17 protein-coding genes are annotated in these 16,765 nt (G+C 63.9%); 5 read left to right on the top strand and 12 right to left on the bottom strand.

The genetic code is table 11. The annotated features are described in order from the left end of the window. Positions 1-46 precede the first annotated feature (46 nt). A complete protein-coding gene (locus AC0L27_RS24975) occupies positions 47-784 on the bottom strand; it encodes an SDR family NAD(P)-dependent oxidoreductase (protein ID WP_354063055.1) in 738 nt (245 codons plus the stop codon). Between the two features lie 98 nt (positions 785-882). Between AC0L27_RS24975 and AC0L27_RS24980 the strand changes: the two genes are divergently transcribed. Then, positions 883-1,662 carry an SDR family NAD(P)-dependent oxidoreductase gene (locus tag AC0L27_RS24980; RefSeq protein ID WP_354101103.1) on the top strand — a complete coding sequence of 260 codons (780 nt, stop codon included), beginning with the start codon at positions 883-885 and terminating at the stop codon, positions 1,660-1,662. 191 nt (positions 1,663-1,853) lie between these two features. Then, positions 1,854-2,741: a TauD/TfdA dioxygenase family protein gene (locus tag AC0L27_RS24985; RefSeq protein WP_027570245.1), complete on the top strand. Its 888-nt coding sequence runs from the start codon at positions 1,854-1,856 to the stop codon at positions 2,739-2,741. Positions 2,742-2,895: 154 nt separating this feature from the next. Here AC0L27_RS24985 and AC0L27_RS24990 read toward each other — a convergent pair whose 3' ends face one another. Beyond that, positions 2,896-3,540: a YqgE/AlgH family protein gene (locus tag AC0L27_RS24990; RefSeq protein WP_275172249.1), complete on the bottom strand. Its 645-nt coding sequence runs from the start codon at positions 3,538-3,540 to the stop codon at positions 2,896-2,898. Between the two features lie 142 nt (positions 3,541-3,682). Here AC0L27_RS24990 and AC0L27_RS24995 point away from each other — a divergent pair, with 142 nt between their 5' ends. From AC0L27_RS24995 to AC0L27_RS25005, 3 genes are all read left to right on the top strand, one after another. Then, complete coding sequence (locus AC0L27_RS24995; RefSeq protein WP_354063050.1) at positions 3,683-4,522, top strand: protein-disulfide reductase DsbD domain-containing protein; 840 nt, start codon at positions 3,683-3,685, stop codon at positions 4,520-4,522. Positions 4,523-4,768: 246 nt separating this feature from the next. After that, complete coding sequence (locus AC0L27_RS25000; protein ID WP_473320602.1) at positions 4,769-6,136, top strand: oligosaccharide flippase family protein; 1,368 nt, start codon at positions 4,769-4,771, stop codon at positions 6,134-6,136. 197 nt (positions 6,137-6,333) lie between these two features. Further along, entirely contained in the window at positions 6,334-7,158 is an 825-nt protein-coding gene (locus AC0L27_RS25005; RefSeq protein ID WP_275172252.1) for a sulfite exporter TauE/SafE family protein, read from the top strand. Between the two features lie 45 nt (positions 7,159-7,203). Here AC0L27_RS25005 and AC0L27_RS25010 read toward each other — a convergent pair whose 3' ends face one another. From AC0L27_RS25010 to AC0L27_RS25055, 10 genes are all read right to left on the bottom strand, one after another. After that, positions 7,204-7,992 carry a 3-hydroxybutyrate dehydrogenase gene (locus AC0L27_RS25010; protein ID WP_275172253.1) on the bottom strand — a complete coding sequence of 263 codons (789 nt, stop codon included), beginning with the start codon at positions 7,990-7,992 and terminating at the stop codon, positions 7,204-7,206. A 1-nt stretch (position 7,993) separates the two neighbouring features. Continuing rightward, positions 7,994-9,169: a patatin-like phospholipase family protein gene (locus tag AC0L27_RS25015; RefSeq protein WP_354209454.1), complete on the bottom strand. Its 1,176-nt coding sequence runs from the start codon at positions 9,167-9,169 to the stop codon at positions 7,994-7,996. A gap of 78 nt (positions 9,170-9,247) precedes the next feature. Then, positions 9,248-9,751 (bottom strand): CAP domain-containing protein, encoded by a 504-nt coding sequence (locus tag AC0L27_RS25020; RefSeq protein ID WP_275172255.1) that lies wholly within the window; start codon positions 9,749-9,751, stop codon positions 9,248-9,250. Positions 9,752-9,937: 186 nt separating this feature from the next. After that, complete coding sequence (locus AC0L27_RS25025; protein WP_354209456.1) at positions 9,938-10,972, bottom strand: sulfate/molybdate ABC transporter ATP-binding protein; 1,035 nt, start codon at positions 10,970-10,972, stop codon at positions 9,938-9,940. Then, positions 10,962-11,873 carry a sulfate ABC transporter permease subunit CysW gene (gene cysW, locus AC0L27_RS25030; RefSeq protein ID WP_473320605.1) on the bottom strand — a complete coding sequence of 304 codons (912 nt, stop codon included), beginning with the start codon at positions 11,871-11,873 and terminating at the stop codon, positions 10,962-10,964. The genes AC0L27_RS25025 and cysW overlap by 11 nt, the downstream gene beginning before the upstream one ends. Before the next feature lie 9 nt (positions 11,874-11,882). After that, positions 11,883-12,689 (bottom strand): sulfate ABC transporter permease subunit CysT, encoded by an 807-nt coding sequence (cysT, locus tag AC0L27_RS25035; RefSeq protein ID WP_210351243.1) that lies wholly within the window; start codon positions 12,687-12,689, stop codon positions 11,883-11,885. Positions 12,690-12,755: 66 nt separating this feature from the next. Then, positions 12,756-13,769 (bottom strand): sulfate ABC transporter substrate-binding protein, encoded by a 1,014-nt coding sequence (locus AC0L27_RS25040; RefSeq protein ID WP_473301936.1) that lies wholly within the window; start codon positions 13,767-13,769, stop codon positions 12,756-12,758. A 108-nt stretch (positions 13,770-13,877) separates the two neighbouring features. Further along, positions 13,878-14,606: a phosphoadenylyl-sulfate reductase gene (locus AC0L27_RS25045; protein WP_354209464.1), complete on the bottom strand. Its 729-nt coding sequence runs from the start codon at positions 14,604-14,606 to the stop codon at positions 13,878-13,880. Continuing rightward, positions 14,603-15,118, bottom strand: a complete 516-nt coding sequence (locus tag AC0L27_RS25050) for a DUF934 domain-containing protein (RefSeq protein ID WP_354209466.1) — start codon at positions 15,116-15,118, stop codon at positions 14,603-14,605. Before AC0L27_RS25050 ends, AC0L27_RS25045 begins: the two co-directional genes overlap by 4 nt. Further along, entirely contained in the window at positions 15,105-16,760 is a 1,656-nt protein-coding gene (locus AC0L27_RS25055) for a nitrite/sulfite reductase (protein WP_354209468.1), read from the bottom strand. The genes AC0L27_RS25050 and AC0L27_RS25055 overlap by 14 nt, the downstream gene beginning before the upstream one ends. Between the last annotated feature and the right edge of the window lie 5 nt (positions 16,761-16,765).

A 16,765-nucleotide genomic window follows, 5' to 3' on the forward strand; every position in this document is an offset into this window, starting at 1 on the left:
GTAACCGATCAGGAGCGGCGCAGTTCCATCTGACTTGAAATTGGACTCAGAGAATGAGCCCGCCGTCGACGACCAATGTCTGGCCGATGATGTAGGACGACAGCGGCGATGCCAGGAACAGCGCAGCGCCCGCCATGTCAGCCGGGGTGCCCAATCGCCGCAGCGGAATGCGTGAAAGTGCACCTTCGAGCCGCTTGGGATTGTCGGTCGTCACCTTGGTCATCTTGGTGTCGACCAGACCGGGCGCGATGCCGTTGACGCGGATGCCATCCTCGGCCCAAGCCTCGCCCAGCGTCCGTGTCAATCCGACCGCGCCGGTCTTCGACGCGTTGTAAGCGGGATTGCCCATGGTGGAATGATAGGCCGCGGTCGAGGACACCATGATCAGCGATCCCTGCGAGTCCCGCAGCATGGAATGAAAGCGCGTGGCGCAGGCCATCAGGCTCATCAGGTTGACCTCGACGACCTTGCGAAAGCCGGCCATCTCGAACTCGCCGCGGCGATAGAGCACCGCGCCCTGCGCGAGCACCAGGATATCGAGCCGATCGAACGACGGCTTGAACGCTTCGACCGCTCCGGCATTGCCGACGTCGAGTTGCGCGTAGGAGAGACCGGTGAGATCCGAGCCTTCCTCTTGCGAATATTCCTTCGCGTGAGCACGCGTGCCGCAAACCGCAACTTGCGCGCCCCTGACGCGAAAGGCTTGCGCGATACCGTTGCCGATGCCGCTGGATCCGCCGACAACCAGCACCTGCTTGCCTGAGAAATCGAGCTCGTTCGTCATCGCTGGCCTCCCCGATTGTCTTGCTTGTTTGACCTGTCTGCGGATCGATGACAGCCTTGTCAATCACAACAAGAACAAGCATGGCACAGGGAAACAGCATGTCCGATTTCAAACAGCTCAGCCGGTCCGTGAAGGGCCTGACTGTTCTCGTCACCGGCGCCGCCAGCGGCATGGGACGCGCGACGGCACGCGTGTTCGCCACTGAGGGCGCCAACGTTGCCGTCACCGACTATGACGAGCAGGGTGCGCTGGCCGTGGCGAAGGAGATCGCGGCAAGCGGCGGAGGAGCGAAAGCCTGGAAGCTCGATGTTGCCGACGGCGGCGAGATCAAGCGCGTGGTCGGCGACGTCGCTGCGCATTTCGGCGGGCTCGACATCATCGTCAACAATGCCGGCATCTCCGTCCGCATCGCGATCGACGACGAGGCCTATGAGGACGCCTGGGCTAGGGGTATCGCGGTGATGCTGACGGCGCATCCGCGCATCATCCGCGCCGCGCTGCCTCACTTGCGCAAGTCGAACAGCCCCCGCATCGTTAACATCGCCTCGACCGAGGCGCTCGGCGCCACCGCATTGCACAGCCCCTATTCGGCGGCGAAGGGCGGCGTCGCCAGCCTCACCCGCTCGCTCGCGGTGGAGCTCGGCCGCGAAGGCATCACCGTCAACTGCATCTGCCCGGGGCCGATCCGCACCGCCATCACCGACCGGATCTCGGAAGAGCACAAGACCATCTACGCCAGACGCCGCACCGCGCTGGGCCGCTACGGCGATCCCGAGGAGGTCGCGCACATGACGCTGAGCCTGTGCCTGCCGGCAGCGTCCTTCCTCACCGGCGCGGTCATCCCTGTCGACGGCGGCCTGATGGCGCGCAATGCTTGAGCGGCTGTAGCCCGGATGGAGCGCAGCGCAATCCGGGGAGGTCTCTCCGCGGCACGATGCCCCGGATTGCGCTTCGCTCCATCCGGGCTACGGGCTGCCATGCGCGCCCAGCGTTGACATCGCCGGCCGCCGGAGTAGTTTTTTTCTTCAACAGAGCGGGACCAACCGCTCGCGGTTCCGGGAGAAACGTCATGACGATCGCCATCCGGCAGCTTCACAAACATTTTGTCGGCGAGGTCTCTGGCCTCGACCTGCGACAACCTCTCACCGAGGCCGAGGCGCGCGAGATCGAAGCCGCCATGGACAAATATGCGGTGCTGGTGTTCCACGACCAGGACATCACCGACGAACAGCAGATGGCCTTTGCGCTGAATTTCGGCCAGCGCGAGGACGCGCGCGGCGGCACCGTGACAAAGGAAAAAGACTACCGGCTCCAATCGGGCCTGAACGACGTCTCCAATCTCGGCAAGGACGGCAAGCCGCTGGCAAAGGACAGTCGCGCGCACCTGTTCAACCTCGGCAACTGTCTGTGGCATTCCGACAGCTCGTTCCGTCCCATCCCGGCAAAATTCTCGCTGCTGTCCGCCCGCGTGCTCAACCCGAAGGGCGGCAACACCGAATTCGCCGACATGCGCGCGGCCTATGACGCGCTCGACGACGAGACCAAGGCGGAGATCGAGGACCTCGTCTGCGAGCACTCGCTGATGTATTCGCGGGGATCGCTCGGCTTCACCGAATACACCGACGACGAGAAGCAGATGTTCAAGCCGGTGCTGCAACGCCTCGTGCGCACCCACCCCGTCCATCGCCGCAAGTCGCTCTATCTCTCATCGCATGCCGGCAAGATCGTCGGCATGAGCGTCCCGGAGGGCCGGCTGCTGCTGCGCGATCTCAACGAGCACGCGACACAAAGCGAGTTCGTCTACGTCCACAAATGGACGCTGCATGATCTCGTGATGTGGGACAACCGCCAGACCATGCACCGCGTCCGCCGCTACGACCAGTCGCAGCCCCGCGACATGCGCCGCGCGACGGTGGCGGGCACGGAGCCGACGGTGCAGCAGCAGGCGGCGGAGTAGGCGCTACTCAGCAATCGGTGTCATCGCCCGGCTTGACCGGGCGATCCAGTATTCCGAGACAGTTGTGATAGAGCCGATACGCTCCGGCGTACTGGATGCCCCGGTCAAGCCGGGGCATGACAGCGGAGGGTGATACACGACAGCGAGAATGGCGCTACGCGTGCCCGGCCTCGTTCGAGAGCATGCCGGGATCGATGCCGATCTTGCGCAGCGCGCGTCCGTATTTTTCGTCGACGTCATCGCCGAAGATCAAATCCGAATCCGCGTCGCAATGCAGCCAGCCATTGCTCTGGATTTCGGTCTCGAGCTGGCCCGGCGCCCAGCCGGCATAGCCTAGCGCGAGGATGGCGTGCTTGGGGCCGGAGCCGTTGGCGATCGCGCGCAGGATGTCGACGGTCGCGGTGAGGCAGACGCCGTCGTCAATGCGGAGCGTCGCGTTTTCGATGTAGAAATCGCTGGAATGCAGCACGAAGCCGCGGCCGGTATCGACCGGACCGCCGCGCAGCACCTTCATGCTTTCGGCATTCTCCGGCAGCTTGATGTGCTCGCCCTTGTTGATGATGCCGAGCTGCTGCAACAGCTCCGGGAAATCGATGCTGCCGGCCGGGTGGTTGACGATGATGCCCATCGCACCTTCGGCGGAGTGGGCGCAGAGATAAATCACCGAACGCTCGAAGCGCTCGTCGCCCATTACCGGCATGGCGATCAACAACTGGCCGTCCAGGTAGCCCGCCGAACTGGGCAGCGCGGGGCCGGGCTTGCGGGTGCCTTCGCCTGTCCTCTTGCCTGTGGGAGCCATCGGTGAAGCACTCCGGTTTCAATTCCTATCCTGATGTCGGGCCGGCCGGCTGTCAAATCAAGGCTTTCAGGGACTTGATTCAAGTGCGTCCATCACAAGCAATTCAATGGTTTGCCGCGGGGCGACCCTGTAAAGACGTACCATGCTGACAAGAGTTCCCCTGCGTGCGGCAATTGGCGTCGCGACAACCCTGCTCGCGTCTTCGCTGGCGCTTGCAGCCCATGCCGACGATTCATCACCGTGGCAGCGCGACGGACATTCCGCGGTGCGGTTGCTTGCGGGATCGCGCAGCGGCGCCGTCCTGCTCGGCGGTATCGCCTTCCAGATCCAGCCCGGCTGGAAAACCTATTGGCGCATGCCGGGCGATTCCGGCGTTCCGCCGCGCTTCGATTTCTCGAAATCCGACAATGTCGAAGCGGTGACGGTGATGTGGCCGGCACCACAAAAATTCGACGACGGCGCGGGCGGCCATTCGATCGGCTATCACGACCAGATCGTGCTGCCCTTGCGTATCATCGCCAAGGCGGCCGACAAGCCGGTGACGCTGCGCGCCGAGATCAATTATGCGGTGTGCGAAAAGCTGTGCATCCCCGTCGAGGCCCGCGCCGAGCTTGGCTTCAACAGCGTCGCCTCGACCGAGGACGCCAATCTGCGTGCCGCGCTCGACACCGTGCCGAAGCCTGCCACCATCGGCGATCCCAACCCGCTCACCATCCGCGACGTCAAGCGTGACGGGCCCAAGAATGTCGTGGTCGACGTGGTCGCGCCGGATGCGCGCACCGTCAATCTGTACGTGGAAGGCCCGACGCCCGATTGGGCGTTGCCCATCCCGGCACCGGTCGAGCCCAGCCCACCGGGCGTGAAGCGATTTTCTTTCGAACTCGACGGACTGCCGCCCGGCGCCAAACCCGACGGCGCAGCGCTGAAGTTCACGCTGGTCGGACCGGAGAAGTCGTACGAGTTCAACACCAATCTGGAGTAGTTGTCGTCCTGGCGAACGCCAGGACCCATTACCCCAGGGAGTAGTTTGGCGAAGATTCCTAGTATGGAACTGCTACCCGATCCCTCCCGATAGATCACGCGGTATGGGTCCTGGCTTTCGCCAGGACGACGTTTGGGGTTGCAACACACTCCACCCAACCGAATCTTAACGAATGGTTGCTAATCCCCAAGGCTAGCGCAGAAGCCTGCCGCGGCATGCGCGTGCGCGCCTTGGGGACCCTTCGAATTGGCCGTGATGGATGCAGAACCCGCAACGACCGGACCTGCCGGCCTCATCGCGCGGCTGCGCGAGAAATTGACGGGCGGGTCGAGCGAGGCATCGCTGACGCGGCGGCTGGCCGGCACCATCTTCGTCATCCGCGTGATCAGCGCGGGCCTTGCCTATTTCTCGCAGGTCCTGCTCGCGCGCTGGATGGGGACGTCGGACTACGGCGTCTATGTCTATGTCTGGACTTGGGTGCTGCTGCTCGGCAGCATGATGGATTTTGGCATCTCGGCCTCCGCGCAAAAGATCATTCCGGAATACCGCGCCCGTGGCGAGCATGCGCTGTTGCGCGGCTTTCTCTCGGGCAGCCGCAGGCTGACCTTTGCCGTTTCCGCACTGGTGTCGCTGGGCCTCGCCGGTCTCGTCAAACTATTGTCGCCCTGGATCGATCCGGCCGAAGAGCTGCCGCTCTATATTGGCTGCACGACGCTGCCCGCCTTCGTCGTCGCCAATACCCAGGACGGCATCGCGCGCTCGCATGACTGGATGCAGCTCGGCCTGATGCCGCAATTCATCATCCGCCAGGCGCTGATCATCGGCATCACGGCCTGCGCCTTCCTGCTCGGCTATCATCTCGGCGCGGTCGCCGCGATGATCGCGAGCGCCGGCGCGGTGTGGATCGCGATGACCGGGCAGATGGTGGTGCTGAACCGCAAGCTCGCCGGTCACATCGAGGCGGGCCCCAAGGCCTACGACATCGGCGGTTGGCTCGCCGTGTCGCTGCCGATCCTGCTAGTCGAAAGCTTCTACCTGCTGCTGTCCTACACCGACGTGCTGGTGCTGCAGCAATTCCGTCCCTCCGACGAGGTCGGGGTCTATTTCGCCGTGGTGAAGACGCTGGCGCTGGTTTCGTTCATCCACTACGCGATGTCGGCGACAACAGCGCATCGCTTCGCCGAATACAACGCAAGCGGCGACAAGGCGCGGTTGTCGGCTTACGTGGCGCATGCCATCAACTGGACGTTCTGGCCGTCGCTGGCGGCGACCATGGTGCTGCTCGCGCTCGGCAAGCCGCTGCTCTGGCTGTTCGGGCCGCAATTCGTGGTCGGCTACGACATCATGTTCGTTGCCGCCATCGGCCTCGTGGTGCGCTCCGCGATCGGCCCGGTCGAACGGCTGCTCAACATGCTCGGGCAGCAGAAGATCTGCGCGCTGGCCTATGCGCTGGCCTTTGCAATGAACCTGGTGCTCTGCATCGCGTTGGTGCCGCGCTTCGGCGGCCACGGCGCTGCGGCCGCGACCTCGATCTCGCTCAGCTTCGAGACGGTGCTGCTGTTCTGGATCGTGCGACAGCGGCTCGGCCTGCACGTGCTGGCGTTCGGGAAATAGGACCAGCGCCCCGGCTCTTCCACGCTTCCGCTGGGGAACAACCGTTTCGCGGCACGCCGAGGAGCGCGGCTAAACTCCTGCCCGTTCAGGAGGGACAGCAAGATTTTTCTTATTGCTTCCAGATGGTTGCGCCGCAGGGAAAGTTTATTCTACGTCATATTGCCCAACTGACGAGATAAACCTAAGATTCCCTGGACATGATCGATCCACTCTACGTCGCCTCCGGTTTCGGCGTCGGCCTGCTGGTCGGGATGACCGGCGTCGGCGGCGGTTCGCTGATGACGCCGCTGCTGATCCTGCTGTTCGGGATTCATCCATCGACCGCGGTCGGCACCGACCTGCTCTATGCCGCCGCCACCAAGACCGGCGGCAGCGTGGTGCATGGCTGGTCGCGCAGCGTGCACTGGCCGGCGGTGCTGCGGCTCGCCTGCGGCAGTCTTCCGGCGAGTGCGCTGACGCTGCTGGTGCTGTGGAAGCTCGACCTCAAGAGCGATTCCGAGCGCAATCTCGTCAACCTCGTGCTCTGCTTCGCACTGCTGCTGACTGCGACCTCGCTGATCTTCCGCAGATCGATCATGGAGCGCTATCGCCGGCGCCTGGAGCAGGTCGATGACCGCACCACGGCGATCGCGACCGTCGTCACCGGAATCGTGCTCGGTGTGCTGGTCTCGATTTCATCGGTCGGCGCCGGCGCGGTCGGCGTCACCGTTCTGCTGCTGCTCTATCCGCGCCTGCCGATGGCGACCATCGTCGGCTCCGACATCGCCCATGCGGTCCCGCTGACCCTGATCGCGGGAATGGGGCACTGGGCGCTTGGCGACGTGGATTGGGCATTGATGGGCGTGCTGCTGTTGGGCTCACTGCCCGGCATCGTCGTCGGCAGCTTCAGCGCAACGCGCGTGCCCGAGACAGTGCTGCGCCTGACGCTTGCCAGCGTGCTGTTCGTGGTCGCCGGCAAGATCATGTTCGCGGAGCTGCACCTGTCCTCGGCATTCGAGACGGCGCTGGCGTGGACGCACTGAACGAAATGGCGGAGCTCGGCTCCGCCATTCGCCGGCGGTCGCGCTCTACTCCGCGGTCCAGCCGCCGTCGATCGACAGGTTGGTGCCGGTGATCTGCGCCGCATCGGCGCCGCACAGGAACAGCGCGAGGGCTGCGACCTGCTCGGAGGTGACGAACTCCTTGGTCGGCTGCGCGTCGAGCAGCACGTCGTTGATGACCTGCTCGCGCGTGAGATTGCGCGCCTTCATGGTGTCGGGGATCTGCTTCTCCACCAGCGGCGTCCAGACATAGCCGGGGCTGATGCAGTTGCAGGTGATCTTGTGGGTCGCGACCTCCAGCGCCACGGTCTTGGTCAGGCCGGCAATGCCGTGCTTGGCCGACACATAGGCCGACTTGAAGGGCGAGGCGACCAGCGAGTGCGCGGAAGCGGTATTGATGATGCGGCCCCAGCCCTTCTTCTTCATGCCGGGCACGGCGGCGCGAATGGCATGGAAGGCCGAGGACAGGTTGATCGCGATGATCTGGTCCCATTTCTCCGGCGGGAATTCCTCGATCGGCGAGACGAACTGGATGCCGGCATTGTTGACGAGGATGTCGACCGAACCAAAACTCTTCTCGCCGAGCGCGATCATCCCGGCGATCTCGGCCGGCTTGGTCATGTCAGCCGGCGAATAGACCGCCTTCACGCCGAAATCGGACTCGATCTTGGCGCGCTCCTTCTCGATGTCCTCCGGCGAGCCGAAGCCGTTGATGACGACATTGGCACCGGCGGCGGCGAAGGCGCGCGCATAGGCGAGCCCGATGCCGCTGGTCGACCCGGTCACGACGGCGTTCTTGCCTGACAAACTACCCATATTACTCGCTCCTTTTTGCCGGGGGCGCAGTGACGTCCCCCGTGAGATCGTAGGTCACCATGGTCTCGCCGGATTGCGGCCGCTCGAGCCAGTCCTTGTGGCGCATCGACAGATGCACGTCACGCACGCCGGCTTCCCAATGCTCGACCATGGCGACATGCGAGAAATCGTAATCCTTGGACGAGGATTCGTAATTCTTGCTGCGGTAGATCAGGTGCACCACGGTAACGGTGCTTTCGCGCGATACCTTGGCCAAGAATTCCACGGAAGGGTCGTTCTTGAGATAATCGGGCAATTTGGAAATCAGGTCGCGCACGGCCCTGCGGGCGTTGTGCACCTGTTTGTTCTTGTCGGTGTTCATCCGCGTGCGGCTGGAGAAGCGGATGTCCTTCTCGCGCTCGGTCGCCTCGAGCAGCGAGGTCGGCAGGTCGCCGCGGGCGCTGAACAGGTCGATCTGGAAGATCAGGAGATCGCGGTCCGTCTCGGCGTCCAGCACATAGTCGAGCGGCGTGTTGGAGGCGATGCCGCCGTCCCAATAATGCTCGCCATCGATCACGACGGACGGAAAGCCGGGCGGCAGCGCGCCGGAGGCCATGATGTGCTCGGGGCCGATTTTCTTGCCAAGCTTCCTGAACTCGAAATTGTCGAAATATTTGAAGTTGCCGGAGGTGACGCCGACCGCGCCGACCGACAGCCGCGTCTTCAGATCGTTGATGCGGTCGAAATCGACCAGACGCTCCAGCGTCTTCTTCAGCGGCGCGGTGTCGTAATAGCTCTCGGCCTGCGGGCTGCCGGGCGGCCAGAGCGGCGCGGGCGGGATGCGCGGCGTGAAGAAGCCGGGCACGCCGAAGGTCGCGATCAATGCGGCGCTGGTCGAGTTGAACAGCTCGCGGCTATGGTCGCTCTTGCCGATCGGCTTCCACGGCACCGGCGCGGAGACCATCTCCCAGAATTCCTTGAGCCGCTTGACGCGCGTCTGCCCTTCGTTGCCGGCGATGATCGCGGCGTTGACCGCGCCGATCGAGATGCCGGCGACCCATTCCGGCTCGAAGCCGGCATGGCAGAGCGACTGATAGGCGCCGGCCTGATAAGAGCCGAGCGCGCCGCCGCCCTGGAGGACCAGGACACGTTGCGCGTTCGCGGGGATTGTTGCGACGTCTGGGCTATGATCAGTCATGCGGAAACAATAGCAGATGGCGAGCGACCGTGGCGACAGTCTGCCGCGGCGTCAATGCATCCCAGGATCAAGTCTGGCTTATCGAGAGTCCGTCGAGGCCAGGATCATGGTCCAGAACACCTTGTATTTGGTGCCGGGAGCATAGCCCGCCGCGATGCCCAATTTTGTGACACCGCTCTTGAGCATGTTGGCGCGGTGCGGGGGCGAGTCGCGCCAGCCGGAAAACGCTTCCGCCAGCGTATGATAGCCGGCCGAGACATTCTCGACCGCAACGGTCGCCGGATAGCCGCCGGCGCTGAGGCGCTTGGCCAGCGGCGCGCGGACGTCATGATCCATCTTGTTGGCCGCCGCCATGGCCTGGGACTGGGATTCGGCAAGCCGCATCAGTTCGGGGTCGATCACGACGATGCCGAGCCCGTTGTTCTGGCGGTATTGCGAGATCATGATCGCCGCCGCCTGCGCATCGAGTTTGGCGCCCGGGACGGACATATCGGCATACATGGACGGCTGCTGGACCGGCGCTTCGTTGCCGGCGCAGCCGGCGAGCAGCAAAGTGATGAGTATTGCGGCCGCGGCGCGCATGAACAGGAGCCCCCAAATCAGGGGCCGTTGTTGCATACCAACCGTGGCTGAAAGGTGAATATTGAAGAAAATCGTCGAAGTCGTTCCGGGGCGATGCGAAGCATCGAACTATGGTGCGCAATTGCGCACCTGAGAATCTCGAGATTCCGGGGCTGGTCCTACGGACCATCCCGGAATGACGGAGATCTAGCCCGCAAATATCCGGTAGCGGCGGGGCTCGAGGCCAATCGTGTCGCCGGCGCGCAGTTCCCGACCACGAGGCGCATCGATCTCGATCGTTTGCCCGCCTGACAGTGCCACCTCGGCCCGCTGCACGGGACCGAAATTCCGGACATGCTGCACGGCCCCCTCGAAGGCGCCGCTGCCGGGCGGGCCGACCAGCATGTCGTGTCGCCGCACGAACAGTCTTGACGCGCCAGGCGCAAGCCCGTCGGCCGCGAGCCGAAGCGGCCGGTCGCCGAGCGTGACGACGCCGTCGGCGATCAGGACCGGAAGCTCGATGGACTCGCCGATGAAGCCGTGGACGAAGGCGGTCGCGGGGCTCTCATAGACGTCATCGGGCGAGCCGATCTGCTCGATCTTGCCCTTGTCCATCACCACGACGCGGTTGGCGACTTCGAGCGCCTCTTCCTGGTCATGGGTGACGAAGATCGAGGTGACGTTGATTTCGTGGTGCAGCGAACGCAGCCATTTGCGCAGCTCCTTGCGCACCTTGGCATCGAGCGCGCCGAAGGGTTCGTCGAGCAGCAGGATACGTGGCTCGATCGCGAGCGCGCGGGCCAGCGCGATGCGCTGGCGCTGACCGCCGGAGAGCTGGCTCGGATAACGGTCGGCGAGCCAATCGAGCTGCACGAGATCGAGCAGTTCCTTGACGCGCACACGGATGGTCGCTTCGTCCTTGCGGATCGCGCGCGGTTGCACGCGCAGCCCAAAGGCGACGTTCTCGAACACCGTCATGTGGCGGAACAGCGCGTAGTGCTGAAATACGAATCCGACGTGCCGCTCGCGCGCGCCCTGCGCCAGCGCGTCCTCGCCGTTGAAAGACACCTCACCGGAATCGGGCCAGTCGAGCCCGGCGATGATCCGCAGCAGCGTGGTCTTGCCGGAACCTGATGGACCGAGCAGCGCGAGCAGCTCGCCGTCGTTGACCTTGAGGTCGACGCCGTCGAGGGCCGCGAAGCTGCCGAACTTCTTGACGAGATTCCTGACTTCAATGCTCACTTGCGTCATGTCCTTCGTCGAGGTGACTTTCGAGAACGGTCTTGGCGATCAGCGTGATCAGCGCCAGCATCGCGAGCAGCGAGGCGATCGCGAACGCCGCGACGAACTGGTATTCGTTGTAGAGAATCTCGACCAGGAGCGGCATCGTGTTGGTCTCGCCGCGAATATGGCCGGAGACGACGGAGACCGCGCCGAACTCGCCCATCGCGCGCGCATTGCAGAGCAGGACGCCGCAGAGCACGCCCCATTTGATGTTGGGCAGCGTGACGCGGAAGAAGGTTTGCAGGCCCGAGGCGCCGAGCGAAATCGCGGCCTCCTCCTCCTGCGTGCCCTGCTCCTGCATCAGCGGGATCAACGCACGCGCCACAAAGGGGAAGGTCACGAAGGTGGTCGCAAGCGCGATGCCGGGCACCGCGAACAGGATCTGGATGTCATGATCGCGCAGCCAGCTGCCGAAATAGCCCTGAGCGCCGAACAGCAGCACGAAGACGAGGCCCGAGATGACGGGGCTGACCGAGAACGGCAAATCGATCAGCGTGATCAGGAAGGTCTTGCCCGAGAATTCGAATTTTGCAATCGCCCAGGCCGCGACCAAGCCGAAGACGAGATTGAGGCCGACGGAAATTGCCGCAACCAACAGCGTCAACTTGATCGCGGACAGCGCCTCCGGGTCGGCCAGCGCGGCGAAATAAGCGAGGACTCCCTTCGAGAACGCCTGCGCGAACACCACGACCAGCGGCAGCACGACGAAGACAGAGAGAAAGGTCATCGCGAGCGCGATGATGACGATGCGAACCGCCCTCGGTTCGGTGCGCAGGTTGTCCCGCGCGGCCGCCGCATGAGCGCGTGCCTTGGCGTCGGGGGCCGAGAGTTGGACGGAATCTGCGATCTGCATCGTCATGATCCGCCCTCAGCGTACCGGAATCCGGCTCTGCGCCCAGCGCTGGAGCCGGTTGACGGCGAAGATGATGACGAAGGATACGACCAGCATGACCACCGCGATGGCGGTCGCATCGGCATAGCGGAATTCGGACAGGCGGATCACGATCAGCAGCGGCGCGATCTCGGAGACGTTGGGCAGATTGCCGGCGATGAAGATCACCGAGCCGTATTCGCCGACCGCGCGTGCGAAGGCGAGCGCGAGCCCGGTGAGCAGCGCCGGACCGAGTGAGGGCAGGATCACGCGAATGATGGTCTGCCAGCGGCTCGCGCCAAGGCTGCCCGCGGCTTCCTCGATCTCAGGATCCAGATCCTGGAGCACCGGCTGCACCGTGCGCACCACGAACGGGATACCGATAAAGATCATGGCGACGAAGATGCCGACCGGCGTGAACGCCACCTTGATACCGGCCGCCGCGAGCGGCGCGCCGAGCCAGCCCTTCTCGGCGAACAACGCGGTCAGCGCGACGCCGGCGACCGCCGTCGGCAGCGCAAAGGGCACGTCGACGATGGCATCGAACAGCCGCCTTCCCGGAAAGCGGTAGCGCACCAGCGCCCAGACGATGATGCTGCCCATCACGAGATTGACGCAGGCCGCCGCGAAGGCGAGCCCGAAGGACACGCGCAAGGCATTCAGGGTGCGGCGGCTGGAGAGGATGTTCCAGAACTGCTCGGGGCTCAACTCGAGGGATTTCAGGAAGAGGCCGGCGAGCGGAATCAGGATGATGATCGACAGCCAGGACAGCGTCAGTCCCATCGTGAGACCGAAGCCTGGCAATGTCCGGCGTCGTGCTACGATTGCGCTCACCAGGCCCCCTGTTTAAGCCCCGTCGACAGCGCCCGATCAGTTCTTGTAGATCTGATCGAAGACGCCGCCGTCGGCAAAATGTTCCCTCTGCGCCTTGGTCCAGCCGCCGAAAAGTTCGTCGATCGTGAACAGCTCGACCTTCGCGAAGGAGCTTTCGTGTTTTTTAGCGATCTCGGGATCGCGCGGACGATAGAAGTTGCGCGCCGCGATTTCCTGACCTTCCTTGGTATACCAATATTGCAGGTAGGCGTCGGCGGCGTTGCGCGTGCCTTTTTTATCGGCAACCTTGTCGACGATCGTCACCGGCGGCTCGGCCAGGATCGAGAGCGGCGGCGCCACGATCTCGAATTTTTCCGGACCGAATTCCTTGAGCGCGAGGTACGCCTCGTTCTCCCAGGCGAGCAGCACGTCGCCAACGCCGCGCTCGACGAAGGTCACGGTCGCGCCGCGCGCACCGGTGTCGAGCACCGGCACCTGCTGATACAATTTGCCGATGAAGTCCTTGGCCTTATCGGCCGAACCGTACTTCTTCTGCGCAAAGCCCCAGGCCGCCAGATAATTCCAGCGCGCGCCGCCTGACGTCTTCGGGTTCGGCGTGATCACGGCGACGCCCGACTTGAGCAGATCGCCCCAGTCCTTGATGCCCTTCGGATTGCCCTTGCGGACCAGAAACACGATGGTCGAGGTATAGGGCGACGAATTTTGCGGCAACCGCTTCTGCCAGTCAGCCGTCGTGAGGCCTTTGCCCGCGATGGCGTCGATGTCGTAGGCGAGCGCGAGCGTCACCACATCGGCCTGCAATCCGTCGATCACGGCGCGCGCCTGCGAACCGCTGCCGCCATGCGACTGCTTGATCTCGACGCTCTTGCCGGTTTCCTTCTGGTAGGAATTCGCGAACGCCTTGTTGAACTCGACATAGAGCTCGCGCGTCGGATCGTACGATACGTTCAGCAGATTGATGTCAGCGGCGAGAGCCGAGCTTGCCAACAAGCCTGTCACGAGCAGTCCTGCCGCGAGCGGAACGATACGACGCATCATGTCCATCTCCATTCACATCAATGACGGCGGCGTCATCGATGGCAGGCATAACTCGGGGCGAAACGCGCTTAAGTCAACGGAACCGGATTTTCTTGTTCGTAGCCGGGCAGCGTAACTTTGCTACGAAGTCTTCATCGTGTGGATGCCGCATTCCGTCTTGGCCCGGCCGCGCCAGCGACCGGCACGCTCATCCTCACCTTCGGCCGTTCTGCTCGTGCAAGGCATACACCCGACCGACAGGAATCCCGACGCAATCAGAGGATGACGCGGCAATTTGGCGCGGGCGAAGATCGCCTCGAGTTCCTCGCGCGAAACATTGGCAAAGGGATTGAACTTCAACCGCGCACCATCGTCCTCGACCACCGGGATGTCGGCGCGCGAGTTGCCCTGGAAGCGCTTGCGGCCGTTGAGCCAAGCGTCGAACGGTTTCAGCGCCCGCGCCAACGGCTCGACCTTTCGGATACGGCAGCAGGCGTCGGGATCGGAGAACCAGAGGTCGCGTTCGGGATCTTCGCGCGACAGCGTCTCCTCGGCGGGCTTGATCGAGCGGACGTCCTTCAGGCCCAGCGTCGCGATCAGCGTGTCGCGATAGGCCAGCGTCTCCTCGAACAGCCAGCCGGTGTCGAGGAAGATTACCGGGATGGCCGGATCGACATCGGCCATGACCTTCAGCAGCGTCGCCGATTCCGTGCCGAAGGACGACACCAGCGCGAGCTTGTCGCGCCCGACCGTCTTCAGCGCAGCGGCGATGATTTCGGCGGGCGAGGCATCGCGCAAGGCGCGATCGAGCTCCTCCGCCGAAGGCAGCGCAGTGACGGACGTCGAAGCCTGAGGCGCGACTACGTTCACGTGCCGACACCCTCGGAATGACGCAGTTGCATGCGCCGGTGCAGCGCCGTGATGCGGCCGTCACCGGTGGGCTGGTAGAATACCGAGTAGCGCTTCGCGGTCTGCATGAAGGCTTCGGCGTCAGCCTGCTTCTTGACGTCGAAGGAATCGAAGCCCGCGCGCAGCATGAACACGAACTGGTCCCGCAGGATCTGGCCCGTCGCACGCAATTCGCCGCGGTAATTGTAGCGTTCGCGCAGCAGCCGCGCCTGGCTGTAGGCACGTCCGTCGCGGAAGGTCGGGAACACCAGCGCGACGACCGCGATCTTGCCGAGGTACGGCACCAGCTCGGCGATGTCGCGATTGTTCGGCCAGATCACACCGACCTTGCCGGTCCGCCTGAGCAACGCGTCGGCGTCGCCGACGAAGCGCTCCGCCGGCACCAGGATGTCGCCGCCCTCGGGCAGCGGCGTGTCGACCGCGAGCTTGACGAAGCCGTCGTCGGCGATCTTTCCGCCGTTAACGAGTGGCATAAACGCGCTCCTTGAAAGGTTCGACGCCGAGGCGCTTTACGGTGTCCATGAACAGCTCTTCAGGCCGCTCGCGTAGCGCCAGATAGGCTTCCACGATGTCCTCGACGACGTCGGCGACCTCGTCGAACTTGACGCCGGGGCCGATCAGATTGCCGAGTGCGGCACTCTCGTCGGCGCGACCGCCGATGGTGATCTGGTAGACCTCCTCGCCGTTCTTCTCGACGCCGAGAATGCCGATGTGGCCGACATGATGATGGCCGCAGGCGTTGATGCAGCCGGAGATGTTGATGTGCAACCGGCCGATCAGATTGGCGAGCTCGTGATTGGCGAAGCGCCGCGTCAATTCCTGCGCGATCGGGATCGAGCGCGCATTGGCCAGCGAGCAATAGTCGAGACCCGGGCAGGCGATGATGTCGGTGATCAGATTGACGTTCGGCGTTGCCAGCCCGAGCTTGTCGAGCGCTTTCCACAGCGCGGGCAGGTCGCGCTTGGCGACATGCGGCAAAGCGAGGTTCTGCTCGTGTCCGACGCGGATCTCACCGAACGAATATCTGTCGGCGAGATCGGCGAGCGCATGCATCTGCTCGGCGGTAGCATCGCCCGGAGGCGCGCCGATCGGCTTCAGCGAGATCGTGACGATGGAATAGCCCTGGACCTTGTGCGGGGCGACCGAGTTCTTGCGCCATGCCTCGAAATCGGGATCGGCCGCGGCCTGCCGCAGTTCGTCCGGCATGTGCGGAAGCTTCTCGTAGGCGGGATAGCTGAAGCGCGAACGGATGTCCTCGACAACCTCGTCATCGATCTGGAGCGAGGAGTTGCGGATGTGCTGCCACTCCTCCTCGACTTCGCGCGAGAACTTCTCGATGCCGAGCTCGTGCACCAGGATCTTGATGCGCGCCTTGTAGATGTTGTCGCGGCGGCCGTACTGGTTGTACACCCGTAGGATCGCCTCGATGTAGCTGAGAATGTCGCGGCCATGCACGAAGTGCTTGATGGTCTTGCCGATGAACGGCGTGCGCCCGAGCCCGCCGCCGACCAGCACCTCGAAGCCGGTCTCGCCCTTCTCGTTCTTGATCAGCTTCAGCCCGATGTCGTGGATCTTGATCGCGGCGCGGTCGTGGTCCGACGCGGTGATCGCGATCTTGAACTTGCGCGGCAGGAACGAGAATTCCGGATGCAGCGTGGTGTGCTGGCGGATCAGCTCCGACCAGATGCGGGGATCCTCGATCTCGCCGGGCGCCACGCCGGCCCACTGGTCCGAAGTGACGTTGCGCATGTTGTTGCCGGAGGTCTGCATCGCATGGATGCCGACTTCGGCAAGATCGGCCAGCGCGTCCGGCAATTCGGCAAGCTTGATCCAGTTGAACTGGATGTTCTGCCGCGTCGTGAAATGGCCGTAGCCACGGTCGTATTTGCGCGCGACGTGGGCGAGCGCGCGCAGCTGGTTCGACGCCAGCGTCCCGTAGGGGATCGCGACCCGGAACATGTAGGCGTGCAGTTGCAGATAGACGCCGTTCTGCAGCCGCAGGATCTTGAACTCGTCCTCGGTGAGCTCGCCGGACAGGCGGCGCTTCACCTGGTCGCGGAATTCCGAGACGCGCTCGTTGACGAGCGTGCGGTCGATTTCATCGTAAGCGTACATGCGAG

This window comes from Bradyrhizobium sp. Ken51 (genome assembly GCF_055807435.1).